Origin of the sequence: Streptomyces sp. NPDC047061 (genome assembly GCF_040643955.1) — a bacterium.
Taxonomy (GTDB): domain Bacteria; phylum Actinomycetota; class Actinomycetes; order Streptomycetales; family Streptomycetaceae; genus Streptomyces.
The window spans coordinates 121,667-137,828 of sequence record NZ_JBEYVI010000025.1 but is presented as its reverse complement, the minus strand read 5'-3'; the positions used below and the strand labels follow the sequence as shown (position 1 = coordinate 137,828).

The window sequence follows — 16,162 nt, the reverse complement described above, 5'->3', positions numbered from 1 at the left end:
GGACAGAGGTCACTTGAGCTCGGCGTCGGTGTAGTAGCCGCCCTTGACGAGGACTTCCTCGTAGTTGGACTTGTCGACGCTCACCGGCTGCAGCAGGTAGGCGGGGACGACCTTGGAGCCGTTGTCGTACGTCTTGGTGTCGTTCGTCTCCGGCGTCTTCTTGTTCAGGACGTCGTCGACCATGGTCGCGGCGACCTTGGCGAGCTGCCGGGTGTCCTTGTAGACGGTCTGCGTCTGCTCGCCCGCGATGATCGACTTCACCGAGGCCAGCTCGGCGTCCTGCCCGGTGATGACGGGCAGCGGCTGGCTGCCGGAGCCGTAGCCGTCCGACTTCAGCGCGGCGATGATGCCGATCGAGATGCCGTCGTACGGCGAGAGCACCGCGTCGACCTTGGCGGACTTGTAGGAGGAGGTGAGGATGTCCTCCATCCGGGACTGAGCGGTCGCACCGTCCCAGCGCAGGGTGGTGACCTTGTTCAGCGCGGTCTGGCCGGACTTGACCACCAGCTGCTTCTTGTCGATGTACGGCTGGAGCACGCTCATCGCGCCCTGGAAGAAGTACTTGGTGTTGTTGTCGTCGTTGGAGCCGGCGAACAGCTCGATGTTGAACGGGCCCTTCTTGCCGCTGTCCAGGCCCAGCTTGTGCACGATGTACGTGCCCTGCTCGACACCGACCTTCGTGTTGTCGAAGGACGCGTAGTAGTCGACGTTCTTCGTGCCGAGGATCAGCCGGTCGTAGGCGATGACCGGGATGTTGGCGTCCGCGGCCTCCTGGAGCACGTTGTTCAGGGACTTGTTGTCGATGGCCGCGATGATCAGGCCCTTGACGCCCTGCGTGATCAGGTTCTCGATCTGCGAGACCTGCTGGTCCGGGTCGTCCTCGCCGTAGACCAGCTTGGTCTTGTAGCCCTTGGACTCCAGGTCCTTGACGACGTTCTTGCCGTCCGCGATCCAGCGCTCGGACGACTTGGTCGGCATCGCGATACCGATGGTGCCGCCCTTGGCGCTGCTGCCTTCCTCCTTGCTGCCGCCCTCACTGCTCTGGCCGCACGCGGACAGGGTCAGAGCGAGCGAGGCGGCCCCGGCTATGAGGGTGAGGGCGCTTCTACGAGTGCGCATGGTGATCGTCCCTGTTCTTCTCGTCGTTGAGATGTGTCAAGCAAGGTCGGTTTGAAGCGCCCCGAGGGGCAGCGCCCCGTAAGGGGCGCGGGGCTGCAGTTGATTTGCGGCTCCGCCGCGTGGGCGCGACCAGCCACAACGGACCCGCAGTCCCCAACGTTCGTCAGGCGGCACCCTCGACGGGGAACCGGCGGAGAGAACCCGGCAACCGCGACCCCAGCGGCGCCATCCCCCCGTCCGCCCCGTGCCGGGCGAGCAGGTCCAGGGCGAGCCGCCCCCGCCGCACCCGCTCCCGCGCGGTGTCCAGCGTCACGTCCCGCAGATGCGTGCCCCACGGGTAGATGCCGGGCGCCCTGGACAGCCCGAACTTCAGGTAGATCGGCGCACCGCGCCGGATCAGCTCGGCGACCTCGTACATCCGGATGTAGCCGCCGAGGTCGTCGGGGGCCTCGATGTACATGTCCATGGGGGCGCCCGACACCCGGCGGATCTCGGTGAGGTGATCGAGCGTCAGGTCGCTCGGCACGTTGACGGAGTCGGCGCCGAGGTGCTCGAAGACCGAGTACGAGGCCGGGTTGACCGGTCCGATCAGCGCGGACACCTTCAGCGTGGTGTCCGCCGGGATGATCCCGGCCTGCCGGGCCCGGTGCAGCGTCCACAGCACGCCCTCGTCGGCGACGAGCAGGCACTTGACGCCCAGCTCGGTCGCCCGGACCGCGTCCTCGACGCACCCGGCGACGGCGTCGTGGCCGCGGGCGCGCAGCCCGGCCCCCCGCGAGTCGGAGCGCACCGAGCCGCCGATGTCCCAGGTGCCGCGCGGGCCGGTGAACAGGCAGAGCTCGATGTCCCGTTCGTCGGTCGCGTCGACCATCTCGGTGATCTCGGCGTCGGTGAGCATCCACACGCCGCTGCCCTGGCTGATCCGGTGGATCGGCACGTCCAGGCGCGAGGACTCCTTGAGGACGACGGCCAGCGCCTCGGGGCCCTCGCAGGAGGGGATCTCGGTGCGCCACTTGCCGCCGCCCGGGAAGCTGTGCGCGGAGGCGTCGGCGGGGTCGAGGGCGGGCGCGCCCAGGCCGAGAGCGGCGAGCGCCTGCTCACCGGGTCGGCGGGCCGCCGTAACGGAAGCGTCGGTCGTCACAAGCTGTCCTTCGTGTTCGGTATTTCGGACAAGGTTCGCGGCTCGGGGCAGAGAAAAGGCTTGGTGGCACGCCGGCCACGGCGAGGTCAGGGCACGCCGCGGCCGACGTACGACTAGGGGCGGAGCAGCACCTTGCCCACCTTCGGATCACCGGCCCCCACCAGCTCGATGGCCTGCGGGAACTCGGTCAGCGGCAGCTCGTGCGTGATCAGGGGCAGCGGATCGAGGAGACCGGCCCCGAAGACCCGTACCGTGTGCGCCCAGGCGTCCGGCGGTGCCCCGAAGACGGTGTGCACCTCCAGCTGCCGTACGACGAGGTCGGTCGGGTCCAGGCCGTCGGCACCGGCGGCCGGGATACCGGTCAGGACCAGGCGTCCGCCGCGCCTGAGCAGGGAGGCGGCGGTGCGCGCGGCGGACGCGGACCCGGCGGTCTCGATGACGACGTCGAAGTCGTCGGGCAACTCCTGGTCCTTGGTGCGGAAGTCGGTGGCCCCGAACTGCCGGGAGAGGGCCTCCCGGTCGTTCCGGGTCCCGACCACCAGCAGTTCACTCGGCGAGATCGCGCGCAGGAACTGCACGGCGAACATGCCCAGCGTGCCGGTGCCGACCACCGCGACCCGCTCGCCCGGCTGGGCGTTGCCCTTCAGCGCGGCCGCCGCGATACAGGCGGCGGGCTCCAGGAGCGCGGCCGCCGTGAGGTCGGCGTCGTCCGGCAGGGCGTGCAGCAGGCGGGCCGGGAGGGTGAGGGTGGCGGCCATGGCGCCCGGCTGGGTGAAGCCGGTCTCCTCGTAGCCGTCGGTGCACAGGGTGGTCTCGCCGGCGTGGCAGCGGTCGCACACCTGGCAGTTGCGGAAGCCCTCACCGACGACCTTGCGGCCGACGAGCGAGACCGGCACCCCGGGGCCCACCTCCGACACGGTTCCCGACCACTCGTGCCCCGGCGTCAACGGGTAGCGCACATATCCCTCGGGCCGGTTCCCCTGGTACACCTCGCGGTCGCTTCCGCAAATCCCGACCGCGTGCACGGCGACCAGCGCCTCGCCGGGACCGGGCTCGCGGGGCGTGTGGTCCTCGACCCGGTGGGCCCCCGGCGCCTCGACGACGACCTGGGAACCGGAGGCGGCGCCGGCGCTCACTTGGTCCCCTTGGGCTTGCGCTGCTCCCAGCCCTCGGCCCACAGGTCGAACCGGGCCTGCTGCTGCGGGAACTCGGCGGCCGCGTCGGCGTCGAACTCGACCCCGAGCCCCGGCGCGTCGGACAGGTGGAAGTACCCGTCCACGACCTCCGGCGCGCCCTTGACGACCTTCTTGATCTCGGCGTCGGCGAAGTCGTTGAAGTGCTCCAGGATCTTGAAGTTCGGGGAGGTGAACCCGACCTGGAGGGAGGCGGCGGTCAGCACGGACCCGCCGACGTTGTGCGGGGCGACCAGGACGTAGTGCGTCTCGGCGGTGGCGGCGAGCTTCCGGGTCTCCCAGATACCACCGATATGGCCGACGTCCGGCTGGATGACGTCCACGGCCTGGCTCTCGAAGAGCTCGCGGAACTCGATGCGGTCGTGGATGCGCTCACCGGTGGCGACCGGGATGTCCACCTTGGCGGCGACCTTCTCCAGCGCCTTCAGGTTCTCCGGCGGGCAGGGCTCCTCCAGCCAGGCCGGCTTGAAGGGCGCGAGCTCGTGCGCGAGCCGGACCGCGGTCGAGGGCGAGAAACGTCCGTGCATCTCCAGCATCAGCTCGGCGTCCGGCCCGATGGCGTCCCGCACGGCCTCGATGAGCGACACGGCGTACAGGGTCTGCTCGTGGTCCAGCTCGAAGTGCCCGGTGCCGAACGGGTCGATCTTCAGCGCCTTGTACCCGCGCTCCATGACCTGCTGGGCGGCCTTGTGGTACGCCTCCGGCGTCCGCTCGGTGGTGTACCAGCCGTTGGCGTACGCCTTGACCTTGTCGGTGACCTTCCCGCCGAGCAGCTGCCACACCGGCACGCCCAGCGCCTTGCCCTTGATGTCCCAGCAGGCCATCTCGACGACGGCGATCCCGGACATGACGATCTCACCCGCCCGGCCGTAGTCGCCGTACTTCATCCGGCGCACGAGGTCTTCCACGGCGAACGGGTCCGAACCGAGAATGTGGTTGGCCTCGGCCTCCCGGAGGTAGCCGATCAGCGCGTCGGTGTGACCGAGCATCCGGGTCTCGCCGACTCCCGTGATCCCTTCGTCGGTGTGCACCTGGACGTACGTCAGGTTGCGCCACGGCGTCCCGACCACGTGTGTGCTGATTCCGGTGATGCGCACGGCAGTTGCCCCTCAGCTGTTCGAGATTTCGTCACACGTTCGAAATGCTGGCGTGACAGTAAGGACGGGGCGGCAGGGGTGTCAATGGGTCGAACAGGTAACGGTTTCGGCAAGGCTTGCGATAGGTTTTTCGGTCCCCCACAGAACCTTCACAGGGGTGGCTGGTTATGTGACCCGTGGGGAACTTAGTCTTCCCGCGTCATGGACTACTGCCACCCGTGCCGACGGCACCTCAACGGCGCCCTCGCCTGCCCGGGGTGCGGCACCGCCGCCGAGACGCTACGCGCGTCCGCGCGGGAAGCGACCACCACCGTACCGGTCACGCCCGGTGAAGCGCCGTACGCGGAACCGGAGTCCGCGGACGGCGGCTACGCCCCCCAGGGCGCCCCGGATGACGCGGGCGACACGGCCGACGCCGACGACGCGGACGGCGAACCGCCGGCGGGTGGCCGGGCCGAGCGGCGACGGGCGGCGCGCGGGCGCGGCGGCCGGAGCCGGGTGCAGGCCGCCGAGAGCGGTGCCGAGGATCCCGAGGAGCCGTCCGGCCCCGACGGGAGCCGTCGCGACCGCAAGGCCGCGGCCCATCGGCGGCGGCGCCGCAGAGTCCTGTTGGTGGCCGCGGCGTGCGTGCTGGCGGCGGGCGGCCTGAGCCTCGCCGAACTCGGCACGGACGCCATACCGTTCACGACCCCGGACGCGGCCGCGGGCGGCGGCAGCACGACCGACGGCGGCACGTCGACGTCGTCCCCGGGTACGACGGCCCAGCCCCTGGACGACACGTCCGGCGCCACGGGCGCGGCGGACTCCGCCTCGGCCGACCCCTCCGTCTCGCCGTCCCCCTCCTCCTCGAAGGACAAGGCGTCCGACTCCCCGTCGGCGTCCCCCAAGGACACGTCGGCACAGTCGGCGACAACGGGCTCGGGCACGGTCACCTCCCCGGCGACGACCCCGACGACCACGGCGGCCTCGACACCGACGTCGGACCCGACGACCTCGGACCCGACCCCGGACCCGTCCCCGAGCGAGACGTGCAACCGGTTCCTGTGGTGGTGCACGTAGCCCCGTAAGGGGCGCGGGGCTGTGTCGATTTGCGGCTCCGCCGCGTGGGCGCGACCCGCCCCCACCGGCTGGCACCCGAACGACTACCAAAGCAAATCCAGCAAACCTGTCACATTCGACGAGTCCACCCCGTCGTAGGTGTGTAACCCACTGAGAGACACCACAGGGAGCACACCATGGAAGCCCGTCTGAACCTCTTCGCCAGCCCCGTCGCCAACAAGCTGATCAAGCACTTCGTCGCCGCAGGCGCGGTCACCGCGGAGGCAGGCGTACCCGCGGCCACCCTGGAGCTCGTGAAGATCCGCGCGAGCCAGATCAACGGCTGCGGCTACTGCCTCGACATGCACACCAAGGACGCGGCTGCGGCCGGCGAGACCCAGCAGCGCCTCCACATGGTCGGCGCCTGGCGCGAGGCCACCGTGTTCACCGAGGCCGAGCGCGCGGCCCTGGAACTCGCCGAGCAGGGCACCCGCATCGCCGACGCGGCGGGCGGCGTGCCGGACGAGGTCTGGGAGAACGCCGCCAAGCACTACGACGACGACCAGCTCATCGCGATCGTCGCGACCATCGCCGTCATCAACGCCTTCAACCGGCTGAACGTCACCTTGCAGATCCCGGCCGGCGACTACCGCCCCGGCCAGTTCGCGTAACCCCCTCGGAAGGCCGGCGCCGGTCGGTGCCGGCCTCCTAGGCGTCCAGCATGCTGCGCAGCAGATCCCGCAGCGACAGCCGCTCCTCGTCCGACAGCCCGGCCAGCGGCTCGCGCGCGAAGCGCAGCCCCTCGCGCAGGTCACGGGCGACCCGGCGGCCCTCGTCCGTCGCCGCGGCCAGCTTCACCCGGCGGTCGGCCGGGTCGGGCCGCCGCTCCACGAGCCCGCGGGCCTCCAGCCGGTCCACGATCCCGGTCACGTTGGACGGCTCGCACTTCAGCTTCTGTGCCAGCTTCCGCATCGGCAGCGGCTCCAGCGACAGCAGGCTGAGCAGCCGCGCCTGCGCCCCGGTGAGCGTGTGCTCGCCCGCCGCCTCCTCGTAGTCCGCGTAGAAACGGGCCACGACGTCCCCGATGAGCTCGACGACCTCCAGGGTCAGGGCGTCGGGGCGGCGGGTCTGCGCGGGGGTGGACCGTGTGGAGGACATGCACTCCAGGGTACCGCGTTACTTGACATCCTGAAATATTCAGGAGCATGGTTGTTTCAGGTACTGAAGTAATTTCGGAAAGGCGCACGTCATGATCAACCGCGAGTGGCACCTCCAGAGCCGTCCCGTCGGCTGGCCGAAGCCCGAGGACTTCGCCCTGGTCGAGACGGAGGTGCCCACGCCGGGCGAGGGGCAGGTGCTCGTGCGGAACAAGTACCTCTCCGTCGACCCGTACATGCGCGGCCGGATGAGTGCCGCGAAGTCGTACATCGCGCCCTTCGAGCTGGGCAAGGCCATGCAGGGCGGCGCGGTCGGCGAGGTCGTCGAGTCGAACGCCGAGGGTCTCGCGGCCGGCGACCACGTCCTGCACTTCCTCGGCTGGCGCGAGTACGCGGTCGTGGACGCGAAGAACGCCGTCAAGGTCGACGCCGACGCCGCGCCCCTGTCGACGTATCTCGGTGTCCTCGGCATGACCGGCCTCACCGCCTACGCGGGCCTGCTGCGCACCGCCTCCTTCAAGGAGGGTGACTCCGTCTTCGTCTCCGGCGCGGCCGGCGCGGTCGGCAGCCAGGTCGGCCAGATCGCCAAGCTCAAGGGCGCCTCGCGGGTGATCGGCTCGGCCGGCTCCGACGAGAAGGTCAAGCTGCTGGTCGAGGAGTACGGCTTCGACGCCGCCTTCAACTACCGGAACGGCTCGGTCAGCGAGCAGCTCCGGGCCGCCGCGCCCGACGGTGTGGACGTCTACTTCGACAACGTCGGCGGCGACCACCTGGAGGCCGCGATCGGCCGGCTGAACCGGGACGGCCGGATCGCGGTCTGCGGCATGATCTCCGGCTACAACAGCACCGAGCCCGTCCCCGGCCCGAGGAACCTCGCCCGTCTCATCCAGACCCGCGGCCGGATCGAGGGCTTCCTGGTCGGCGACCACTACGACCTGCAGCCGCAGTTCGTCGCCGAGGTCGGCCCGTGGGTGGCCTCCGGGCAGCTGAAGTACAGGGAGACGGTCGTCGAGGGCATCGAGAACAACGTGGAGGCGTTCCTCGGGGTCCTGCGCGGCGACAACACCGGCAAGATGATCGTCAAGCTCTGACGCTGCCGCGTGACGCCGGCCCTGCCGTGCTCGTTGCGCTGTACGGAGGCCGCACCCTTGGACGTGGGGTGCGGCCTCTTGTCTGCCCGGTGCCGGATCAGTGCCGGGTGCGGGTGCTTCGTGGCTGGTCGCGCAGTTCCCCGCGCCCCTTGGGTGGGTGGCGCTCAGCGCGTTTCACGTGCTGCCTCGTGCACGGCCTTCGCCAAGCGGTCGTTCTCCGGCGCGGCCCCGCCGGGGAACGCGAACCGTCGCCGTGTGTAGCCGTAGGCGACCCCGCTCCTCGGGTCGGCGAAGGCCTGGGAGCCCGCTGCTCCGCTGTGGCCGATCGTGCCCGCGCCCAGGAACGGGTGCCAGGTGTCCGCCGTCGCCTGGAAGCCCAGGCCGTACGACCGGTGGGTGCGGGTCACCAGGTCGTACCCCACCGAGTGGAACTGGCCGAACTCCGCCACCGTGTCCTCCTTCAGCAGCGGGGCCTTGCCGTCGATCTCGCTGAGCAGGGCCGCGTACATGCTGGCCAGGCCGCGCGCCGACGCCACCCCGCCGAAGGACGCCGGGCCCTTGGCGCGGAGCAGCCGGTCGTTGGGGAGGGCCGTCAGGTCCGTGGGTTCGGCGCTGTGCTCGTTGAAGGCGATCCCGGCGAGCGTCTGCGGGCCGGACGGGAGGGAGTCGAGCAGGGACTGCTGCTCCGGTGTCGGCCGCATCGGCAGGGTCGTGCGGAAGCGCGGCTCGTGGGCGGCCGGCAGGCCCAGGAAGAAGTCGAGGCCGTACGGTGCCCGGACCCGCTCCTCGTACACGTCCTGGAGCGTACGGCCGGTCGCGCGCCGTACCACCTCGCCGGTGAGCGCCCCGATCACCAGGGCGTGGTAGCCGAAGGCCGTGCCGGGACGCCAGAACGGCCGCTGGTCGGCGAGGCGTTCGGCCATCGCCCGGTCGTCGGTCAGCTCCTGCGGGCTGAACCCGGTGTCGGTGCCGACCAGGCCCGCCCGGTGCGCGAGCAGGTCCCGCAGGGTCAGCGTGCCCTTGCCCTCGGCGCCGAACTCCGGCCAGTAGTAGGTGACCTTGCGGTCCAGTTCCAGCGTGCCGTCCTGCACCAGCATCGCCACGACCAGGTGCGCCGCCCCCTTGGTGGACGAGAACACGCCGTACAGGGAGTCCCCGCCGGCCCCCTCGCCCGCCCACAGGTCGACGACCCGCCGGCCGCGGACGTACGCGCACAACTGCCCCTCGTAGTCGGCCGGTTCGCCGGCGACGAAGGCGGCGAACTCCTCGCGCACCGCCTCGAAGCCCTCCGCGACCGTGCCCTGGACGGTGATCTCCTGCGTCATCCGTTCTCCTCAACCGAGCCGCCGGGGGCAGCTCCCACTGTGAACAACGCCCTACCCACCTGGGCGAACTAGTCTGCCGGTTCCTGAGATCGGTACGGCGGGACGTACCCGTTCGACTCAACAGCGGCACAGGGGGCGTACCCGGCCCCACGGTGCCCCGCCCGGCCCCCGGTAAAGTTTTCGCCATGCGTGATCTCGGGGCGGGTTTCGGATATCTCCTCAAGGGCCAGCGATGGGTCGGCCGGCACGGCAAGCAGTTCGGTTTCGGTCTGCTGCCCGGCCTGATCACCCTGGTCCTCTACATAGCGGCCCTGGTCGCCCTCGCGATATGGGGGCAGGACTTCGTCGGCTGGGCCACCCCGTTCGCCGACGACTGGTCCAGCCCCTGGCGCGGCCTCTTCCGCGGCCTCCTCACCGCCGTCCTGTTCGCTCTCGGCCTCCTGCTGGCCGTCGTCACCTTCACCGCGGTGACGCTGCTGATCGGCCAGCCGTTCTACGAGAACCTCTCCGAGAAGGTCGACGCGGACGTCTCGCCCGACGGCACCGCGCCCGAGTCCGGGCTGCCGTTCTGGCGCGAGCTGTGGATCTCGGCCCGGGACAGCCTGCGCATCCTGGTCCGGGCCTGCCTCTGGGGCCTGCTGCTCTTCGCCCTCGGCTTCCTGCCCCTCGTCGGGCAGACCGCCGTGCCCGTCGCCGGCTTCCTCGTGACCGGCTTCTTCCTCACCGAGGAACTCGCCGCCGTCGCCCTCCAGCGCCGGGGCGTCGACCTGCGCGCCCGGCTCGCCCTGCTGCGCTCCCGCAGGACCCTGGTGTGGGGCTTCGGCACCCCGCTGGGCCTGGCCTTCCTGGTCCCGTTCGTCGCGGTGTTCCTGATGCCGGGCGCGGTCGCGGGCGCCACCTTCCTCGCCCGTGACCTGCTGGGCGAGGAGACGGCCGAGGAGGACGAGCGGGCCGGCGACCCCGTCACTTCCTGAGCGGCCTGAAGGACGCGTCCGCCGCCACGGTCAGGATCGCCCGCACCTGGTCGATGATGTCCACCCGGTTCCGCACGAACTCAGGGTCGGTCACCTCCGTGGTGTTCCCGGCACCGAACTGCAGCACGGGGGTGTGCACATGCCCGCCGGGCAGCGTGTCGTGCAGCCCGAGGCGGTCGCGCAGCAGGGTGGCCCGGTAGGCGATCTCGTTGGAGAGGTAGTTCCCGCCCCCTCCGGCCCGCGCCGTCGACCCGGCGGTCGGCCCGTCCGCCCGTACGACGGGGTCGGTCCCGCCCGCGGGTATCTCGGTCACCTCGGTGTGGTCGTACACCGGGAAACGCCCCGTGTCCGCCGCCGCGATCGCGGCGTACGGGAGGGTGGTGGTCGTCCACTGCGGCTGCGAGGCCGGGTCGGTGACCGGGACGGTCTCGGTCCGGCCGATGTTGTCGTTGTCGGGGAACCCGCCCCGCCAGGCCCCGTTCGTCCGCTCCACGTCGAACCGCCCGACCCGCCCCTGGCTCACCGTCGTGAACAGGTCCACCTTCGGCAGGTACGGCCGCAGGGTCCGCTCCACCGTGCCCGCCGCGAAGTCGGCCCAGCGCACCGGGAACACGGCCGTCTCGACCCGCGCGGGCCCCTCGTCGGTCTCGATCACCGTCCCGTCGAGGGCCAGCGCGCTCGCCCCGGACGGATTGGAGATCCGGATGTCCCGGTCCAGCGTGAACGGGTCGAACCCGGTGACGAGGATCCGCCGGAGGCCCTTCCCCGGATACCGGATGTCGGTCTGCCCGCGCGAGGTCCGCTCCAACGCGTTCAGCAGGGCCGCCCGCTGCCGCTCGCTCACCCCGAACCCGGGCTCCCAGGTGCGCACCTGGCGGGTCATCCCGAGCCGCGCCCAGTACAGCGGCCGGTCGTCGTCCCGGCTCAGGCCCACCCGTCGCCCGCCACCACCCTTGTAAGGAAGCGCTTCGCGCCCTTTTGATTCGGCCGGCCCCCGTCCCTGCGCCCGCTCCACGGCCCGCCGCCACAGCACCGACCCCTGCCGCTGCACGACCTGCCGGGCCTCGGCGTAGGAGTGCGCGCTCTGCAGCGCCCGTGCGAACTCCGGTGCCACGTCGTCGAACCCGGACCGCCGGAGTATCTCCTGCGGCACCGCCTGGTCCAGCCGCTGCTCCTCGACGGTGGGGGAGGGGGCGGCCGTGGCCTGCGCCGCGGTGGGCGCGAGCGCCCCGGCCAGCAGCACGATTCCGAGAACGCCGATCCGAACACGTAGGGAACTCAAGGGAGTTGGCCTTCCGTCGCAGTGGGGTGCGTGGTGCCGGACGGCCGCAGTATCGCGTGTGAGCCGCGATGTGGTCTACACCATGAACCGCCCCCGCGGACCCGTGGGTGTTTGTGAAGGGTTCGTACGAGATCGCGGCGCGGCGCCCGATGATCGGCCGTCGGCGCACAGCCACGGCTAAGGTCGGAGGCGGGACGAGTCCCCCTTGAGCAGCCCCGGTCCGGGACCTGACCCCTGGACCGGGGCTTGCGTGCCGGTGGCGTCAGTCGCGCACCCCGAAGCCGTACACCGTCTCCGAGCGGTAGGTCCCGCCCGGGTCCAGCCGCGTGCTCGGGAACCCGGGGCGGTTGGGGGAGTCCGGGAAGTGCTGGGTCTCCAGGGCGACACCGTCGCCGGGGGCGAAGGGCGCGGACAGGTGCTCGGCGGTGTACAGCTGGACGCCGGGTTCAGTGGTCGCCACGGTGAGGGTGCGGCCGGACGCCGGGTCGTGCAGCTCGGCGATCTCCACGGGAGCCGCGGTCACGCCCTTGTCGAGGACGAGGTTGTGGTCGTAGCCGGAGCCGACCTTGCGGGCCGTACGGAAGTCGAAACGGGAGCCGGAGACGTCCGCCGGCTCTCCCGTCGGGATCAGGTCCCCGTCGACGGGGGTGTAGCGCGAGGCCGCGATCCGCAGCTCGTGGCCGCCCGCGTTCCCGGAGCCCGCCAGGTTGAAGTAGCTGTGGTTGGTGAGGTTCACGACGGTCGGCGCGTCGGTGACCGCCTCGTAGGAGATGTGCAGCGCGCCGGAGGAGTCCAGCGTGTACGTCACGGTGACCGCCAGCCGGCCCGGGAACCCCTCCTCCCCGTGCGGACTCACCCGCGACAGCCGCACCCCGTGCTCGACGGCCACCGCCTCCCACACCCGCTTGTCGAAGCCGCGGGCGCCGCCGTGCAGGGAGTTGGGCCCGTTGTTCGGCTCCAGGGCGTAGGTCACGCCGTCCAGCGGGAAGCGGGCGTGCGCGATGCGGTTGGCGTACCGGCCGACCAGGGCACCGAGGTACGGCCCGGGGTTCTCCAGGTAGCCGTCCAGACCCGCGAACCCCAGCACCACGTCCGCCGGCCGCCCTCCCCGGTCCGGGACCTCGACCGACTGCACGATCCCGCCGTACGTCAGCACCCGCACCCGGGTCCCCGCGCGCTCCAGCGTCCAGCGGTGCACCGCGGTGCCGTCGGGAAGTGTGCCGAAAAGTTCGCTCATGGGGAAACCCTAAGCCAAGGGTCTAGTCCACCGGCTCCTTGGCGGTGATGGTCCGGTAGGCGATCGCCGCGAGCTTCGACTGGCCGTCGGTGCTCGGATGGAACCAGTCCCAGTGGCTCAACTGGTCGGTCCCGAAGCGGTACGCGTACACCGCCCCGCCGTCGAACCGGCACCGCCGGTCCTTGGCGCAGACCTCCTCCAGCACCTTGTTGTACTCCTCGACCCGCTGCTGCACCTTGTCCCGGCGCACGGTCGCCGCACTGGTCAGATCGTCCGCGTCGGCCAGCATGGACGGGCAGATGCCCAGCTTCCACACCTGCTTGCCCAGCGGATTGGTCCGCCCCTCGGACCACAGCCGCTTCAGGTTCGGCACGCTGGACACGTACACCTGGGTCTTCGGCAGCGCCTTGCGCAGGGTGCCCAGCGCGTCCTCGAACTCGCTGCGGAAGTCCGCCACCGAGGTCATCGCCCGCACCGACGTACGACACGCGTCGTTCGCCCCCGCCATCACCGTCACCAACTGCGGCCTGCGCGCGACCGCGTCGGCCATCTGCCCCGGCAGGTCGGCCATCCGGGCACCGGTCTCCGCGTAGTTCCAGCTGTGGTCGGCCGCCTTCGCCCGGCCCAGCAGCCGTACCGCCAGACTGTCCACCTGGTCGCTGGTGCCGGTCGCCCAGGACACCTCCGGGCAGTCCGAGAGCACCGTGCAGGCGTCGAAACCGCGCGTGATGGAGTCGCCGACGGCCGCGATCGAGGCCGGGCTGCGGTCCCACACCTGCACGGTCCGGGCGGCCCGGGTCTTCCCGCTCCCGGCCGCGCCCGAGGAACCCCCCAGGGCATCGCACCCGGCCACCCCCAGCGCGGCGGTGACGGCGACGGCGCCTGCCAGGGCACGCGAACGCCGGCGTCGCTGCTTGCGCATACCCCGTCGGTCCTCTCCGTCGTCCTGTTCGTCCCCCTTCATAACAACGCACGGGAGTTCCCGCCCCGCGCGCTGCAACGGACGACCCCCGTACAAGCGTCCCCCTGGGTGAATGGCGGGGGTTTCCTGGCAGTGGGACCGACGGTACGTCACACTCCTTGCGCCACCGCACGGTAGCCTCGCCATCAACGCGGCCGTCGTGCCACTGCCGCCAGCCAGTCAGCAAGATGTCCCGCTCTGCCCGGAGGTTCCGGTGACGACACGTGGAGTTCTGTACGTGCACTCCGCGCCGCGCGCGCTGTGCCCGCACGTCGAGTGGGCCGTCGCCGGGGTGCTCGGCACGCGCGTCAACCTCGACTGGATCCGCCAGCCGGCCGCACCCGGCACCTGGCGCTCCGAGTTCTCCTGGCAGGGCGAGGTCGGCACCGCCTCCAAACTGGCGTCCGCGCTGCGCGGCTGGCACCTGCTCCGCTTCGAGGTCACGGCCGAGCCCTGCGCGAAGGCCGAGGGCGAGCGCTACAGCTGCACCCCCGACCTCGGCATCTTCCACGCGGTCACCGGCATCCACGGCGACATCCTCATCCCGGAGGACCGCCTGAGGGCCGCCCTGACCCGCTCACAGCGCGGGGAGACGGCCCTGGAGGCCGAGATCGCCAAGCTGCTCGGCAAGCCGTGGGACGACGAACTGGAGCCGTTCCGCTACGCGGGCGAGGGCGCGCCGGTGCGGTGGCTCCACCAGGTGGTCTGAGCACCGTGTCATCTGCGGCGCCGTCGTGGCTGGTCGCGCAGTTCCCCGCGCCCCTAAAAGCAGGGCGCTCGGCCGCGCCCCGTTAGGGGCGCGGGGAACTGCGCGACCAGCCCCCACCGGGCCGTCGGCCGACAACGAAACGCACTGTGGCCCGAACTCCATCCAAGGGAGTCCGGGCCACAAGCGTTAGCGCAACGTTTCTCACACGGTCCTGAACGCGAGCACCACGTTGTGTCCGCCGAAGCCGAACGAGTCGTTCAGCGCGGCGATCCGCCCCTCGGGCAGCTGCCGGGCCTCACCCCGCACCACGTCCGCGTTGACCTCGGGGTCGAGGTCGTCGAGGTTGATGGTCGGCGGAGCCGTCCGGTTCACCAGGGCCAGGATCGACGCGACGGTCTCGATACCGCCGGCACCACCCAGCAGGTGACCGGTCATCGACTTGGTCGCGGAGATCGCCATGTGGTCGACGTCGTCGCCGAACACCTTCCGCAGCGCCTTGATCTCGGCCACGTCACCCTGCGGCGTCGACGTCGCGTGCGCGTTGACGTGCACGATCTCGGCCGGCTTCAGATCCGTGCTGTCCAGCAGGTTCTGCAGCGCGTGCGCGATGCCGTTGCCCGAGGGCTCCGGCTGCGTGATGTGGTGCGCGTCGGCCGAGATGCCCTGGCCGACCGCCTCGGCGTAGATGCGCGCCCCGCGCGCCTTCGCGTGCTCCTCGGACTCCAGGACGATCACGCCCGCGCCCTCACCGAGGACGAAGCCGTCACGGCCGGAGTCGTAGGGACGCGACGCACCCTCGGGGTCGTCGTTGTTCTTGGACATCGCCATCATGTTGCCGAACGCGGCGATCGGCAGCGGGTGCACCGCGGCCTCCGTGCCGCCGGCCACGACGACGTCCGCACGGCCGGTGCGGATCATCTCGATGGCGTACCCGATGGCCTCGGCGCCGGAGGCGCAGGCCGACACGGGCGTGTGCACACCGGCCCGCGCACCCAGCTCGATACCGACGTTGGCGGCCGGCGAGTTGGGCATCAGCATCGGCACGGTGTGCGGGGAGACACGGCGTACGCCCTTCTCCTTGAGCACGTCGTACTGGTCCAGCAGGGTCGTGACACCGCCGATGCCGGAGGCGATGACGGCGCCGACCCGGTCGGGGTCGGCGGACGCGTCCTCACCGGCCTTGGCGGTGAAACCGGCGTCCTTCCAGGCCTCCTTGGCGGCGATCAGCGCGAACTGCGCGGACCGGTCCAGCTTGCGGGCCTGCGGACGGGGGATGATCTCGCCCGGTTCGACGGCGATCTGCGCCGCGATACGGACGGGCAGCTCGGCCGCCCAGTCCTGCTCCAGGAGGCGGACGCCGGACTTGCCGGCGACCAGGGCCTCCCAGAACGAAGCTGCGTCGCCACCCAGCGGTGTGGTTGCGCCGATACCGGTGACGACCACGGTGCGATTGGTCGGGCTCACGGGAATTCTTTCTCCAACGGATACGGGATTCGACGGCGCCACCGCCGGGTGGCGGGGCATTGCAGCCGGAGGCTAGTTAATCGCCTCAGGCCTGGTGCTTGAGGATGTAGTCGGTCGCGTCGCCGACGGTCTTGAGGTTCTTGACGTCCTCGTCCGGGATCTTGACGTCGAAGCGCTCTTCGGCGGCGACGACGACCTCGACCATGGACAGCGAGTCGACGTCCAGGTCGTCGGTGAAGGACTTGTCCAGCTGGACGTCCTCAACCGGGATGCCGGCGATCTCGTTCACGATCTCGGCGAGACCTTCGACGATCTCTTCCTGAGTGGCGGCCATGTCAGGCGCTCCTTCTTAGATGTTCCAGACGGTTGCTGCG

At 70.9% G+C, this 16,162-nt stretch carries 16 protein-coding genes; 5 read left to right on the top strand and 11 right to left on the bottom strand.

From position 1 onward, the window contains the following. Positions 1-9: 9 nt before the first annotated feature. The 4 genes from chvE to ABZ887_RS30895 form a co-directional block, all read right to left on the bottom strand. Entirely contained in the window at positions 10-1,119 is a 1,110-nt protein-coding gene (chvE, locus tag ABZ887_RS30910; protein WP_361296232.1) for a multiple monosaccharide ABC transporter substrate-binding protein, read from the bottom strand. Positions 1,120-1,282: 163 nt separating this feature from the next. Beyond that, complete coding sequence (locus ABZ887_RS30905) at positions 1,283-2,260, bottom strand: hypothetical protein (protein WP_361296229.1); 978 nt, start codon at positions 2,258-2,260, stop codon at positions 1,283-1,285. A gap of 113 nt (positions 2,261-2,373) precedes the next feature. Continuing rightward, positions 2,374-3,396 (bottom strand): alcohol dehydrogenase catalytic domain-containing protein, encoded by a 1,023-nt coding sequence (locus tag ABZ887_RS30900; RefSeq protein WP_361296226.1) that lies wholly within the window; start codon positions 3,394-3,396, stop codon positions 2,374-2,376. Then, positions 3,393-4,550 (bottom strand): mandelate racemase/muconate lactonizing enzyme family protein, encoded by a 1,158-nt coding sequence (locus ABZ887_RS30895; protein ID WP_361296223.1) that lies wholly within the window; start codon positions 4,548-4,550, stop codon positions 3,393-3,395. The genes ABZ887_RS30900 and ABZ887_RS30895 overlap by 4 nt, the downstream gene beginning before the upstream one ends. A 201-nt stretch (positions 4,551-4,751) precedes the next feature. Between ABZ887_RS30895 and ABZ887_RS30890 the strand changes: the two genes are divergently transcribed. After that, positions 4,752-5,609: a hypothetical protein gene (locus tag ABZ887_RS30890; RefSeq protein WP_361296220.1), complete on the top strand. Its 858-nt coding sequence runs from the start codon at positions 4,752-4,754 to the stop codon at positions 5,607-5,609. A gap of 176 nt (positions 5,610-5,785) precedes the next feature. Further along, positions 5,786-6,259: a carboxymuconolactone decarboxylase family protein gene (locus ABZ887_RS30885; RefSeq protein ID WP_361296217.1), complete on the top strand. Its 474-nt coding sequence runs from the start codon at positions 5,786-5,788 to the stop codon at positions 6,257-6,259. Positions 6,260-6,296: 37 nt separating this feature from the next. On the opposite strand, the gene ABZ887_RS30880 is transcribed toward ABZ887_RS30885, so the two are convergent. Continuing rightward, the gene (locus ABZ887_RS30880; protein WP_361296214.1) at positions 6,297-6,746 is read right to left on the bottom strand and encodes a MarR family transcriptional regulator; all 450 of its coding nucleotides are present in this window, start codon (positions 6,744-6,746) and stop codon (positions 6,297-6,299) included. Between the two features lie 91 nt (positions 6,747-6,837). On the opposite strand from ABZ887_RS30880, the gene ABZ887_RS30875 reads away from it, so the two are divergent. Further along, positions 6,838-7,836, top strand: a complete 999-nt coding sequence (locus tag ABZ887_RS30875; protein ID WP_361296211.1) for an NADP-dependent oxidoreductase — start codon at positions 6,838-6,840, stop codon at positions 7,834-7,836. Between the two features lie 164 nt (positions 7,837-8,000). On the opposite strand, the gene ABZ887_RS30870 is transcribed toward ABZ887_RS30875, so the two are convergent. Beyond that, positions 8,001-9,161, bottom strand: coding sequence for a serine hydrolase domain-containing protein (locus ABZ887_RS30870; protein ID WP_361296208.1), 1,161 nt, complete (start codon positions 9,159-9,161; stop codon positions 8,001-8,003). A 185-nt stretch (positions 9,162-9,346) separates the two neighbouring features. Here ABZ887_RS30870 and ABZ887_RS30865 point away from each other — a divergent pair, with 185 nt between their 5' ends. Beyond that, positions 9,347-10,135, top strand: a complete 789-nt coding sequence (locus tag ABZ887_RS30865; RefSeq protein ID WP_361296205.1) for an EI24 domain-containing protein — start codon at positions 9,347-9,349, stop codon at positions 10,133-10,135. On the opposite strand, the gene ABZ887_RS30860 is transcribed toward ABZ887_RS30865, so the two are convergent. The 3 genes from ABZ887_RS30860 to ABZ887_RS30850 all read right to left on the bottom strand — a co-directional run bounded on the left by ABZ887_RS30860 (position 10,125) and on the right by ABZ887_RS30850 (position 13,576). Continuing rightward, a complete protein-coding gene (locus tag ABZ887_RS30860) occupies positions 10,125-11,417 on the bottom strand; it encodes a pyroglutamyl peptidase (RefSeq protein WP_361296202.1) in 1,293 nt (430 codons plus the stop codon). The genes ABZ887_RS30865 and ABZ887_RS30860 overlap by 11 nt on opposite strands. A gap of 262 nt (positions 11,418-11,679) precedes the next feature. Next, complete coding sequence (locus tag ABZ887_RS30855) at positions 11,680-12,654, bottom strand: aldose epimerase family protein (protein WP_361296199.1); 975 nt, start codon at positions 12,652-12,654, stop codon at positions 11,680-11,682. A gap of 22 nt (positions 12,655-12,676) precedes the next feature. Further along, on the bottom strand, positions 12,677-13,576 hold the full coding sequence (locus ABZ887_RS30850) for an SGNH/GDSL hydrolase family protein (RefSeq protein WP_361296196.1): 900 nt from the start codon (positions 13,574-13,576) through the stop codon (positions 12,677-12,679). Between the two features lie 253 nt (positions 13,577-13,829). Here ABZ887_RS30850 and ABZ887_RS30845 point away from each other — a divergent pair, with 253 nt between their 5' ends. Then, complete coding sequence (locus ABZ887_RS30845) at positions 13,830-14,324, top strand: DUF3145 domain-containing protein (RefSeq protein ID WP_093503479.1); 495 nt, start codon at positions 13,830-13,832, stop codon at positions 14,322-14,324. Between the two features lie 201 nt (positions 14,325-14,525). On the opposite strand, the gene fabF is transcribed toward ABZ887_RS30845, so the two are convergent. After that, a complete protein-coding gene (gene fabF, locus ABZ887_RS30840) occupies positions 14,526-15,788 on the bottom strand; it encodes a beta-ketoacyl-ACP synthase II (RefSeq protein ID WP_361296192.1) in 1,263 nt (420 codons plus the stop codon). An 85-nt stretch (positions 15,789-15,873) separates the two neighbouring features. Further along, a complete protein-coding gene (locus ABZ887_RS30835; RefSeq protein WP_046425089.1) occupies positions 15,874-16,122 on the bottom strand; it encodes an acyl carrier protein in 249 nt (82 codons plus the stop codon). Positions 16,123-16,162 lie beyond the last annotated feature (40 nt).

Bases quoted from the DNA above. Each gene is read 5' to 3' on its own strand.
- ABZ887_RS30890 (WP_361296220.1), top strand. From the start codon at position 4,752: ATGGACTACTGCCACCCGTGCCGACGGCACCTCAACGGCGCCCTCGCC.
- ABZ887_RS30870 (WP_361296208.1), bottom strand. From the start codon at position 9,161: ATGACGCAGGAGATCACCGTCCAGGGCACGGTCGCGGAGGGCTTCGAG.
- chvE (WP_361296232.1), bottom strand. From the start codon at position 1,119: ATGCGCACTCGTAGAAGCGCCCTCACCCTCATAGCCGGGGCCGCCTCG.
- ABZ887_RS30880 (WP_361296214.1), bottom strand. From the start codon at position 6,746: ATGTCCTCCACACGGTCCACCCCCGCGCAGACCCGCCGCCCCGACGCC.
- ABZ887_RS30855 (WP_361296199.1), bottom strand. From the start codon at position 12,654: ATGAGCGAACTTTTCGGCACACTTCCCGACGGCACCGCGGTGCACCGC.
- ABZ887_RS30850 (WP_361296196.1), bottom strand. From the start codon at position 13,576: ATGCGCAAGCAGCGACGCCGGCGTTCGCGTGCCCTGGCAGGCGCCGTC.
- ABZ887_RS30875 (WP_361296211.1), top strand. From the start codon at position 6,838: ATGATCAACCGCGAGTGGCACCTCCAGAGCCGTCCCGTCGGCTGGCCG.
- ABZ887_RS30865 (WP_361296205.1), top strand. From the start codon at position 9,347: ATGCGTGATCTCGGGGCGGGTTTCGGATATCTCCTCAAGGGCCAGCGA.
- ABZ887_RS30885 (WP_361296217.1), top strand. From the start codon at position 5,786: ATGGAAGCCCGTCTGAACCTCTTCGCCAGCCCCGTCGCCAACAAGCTG.
- ABZ887_RS30835 (WP_046425089.1), bottom strand. From the start codon at position 16,122: ATGGCCGCCACTCAGGAAGAGATCGTCGAAGGTCTCGCCGAGATCGTG.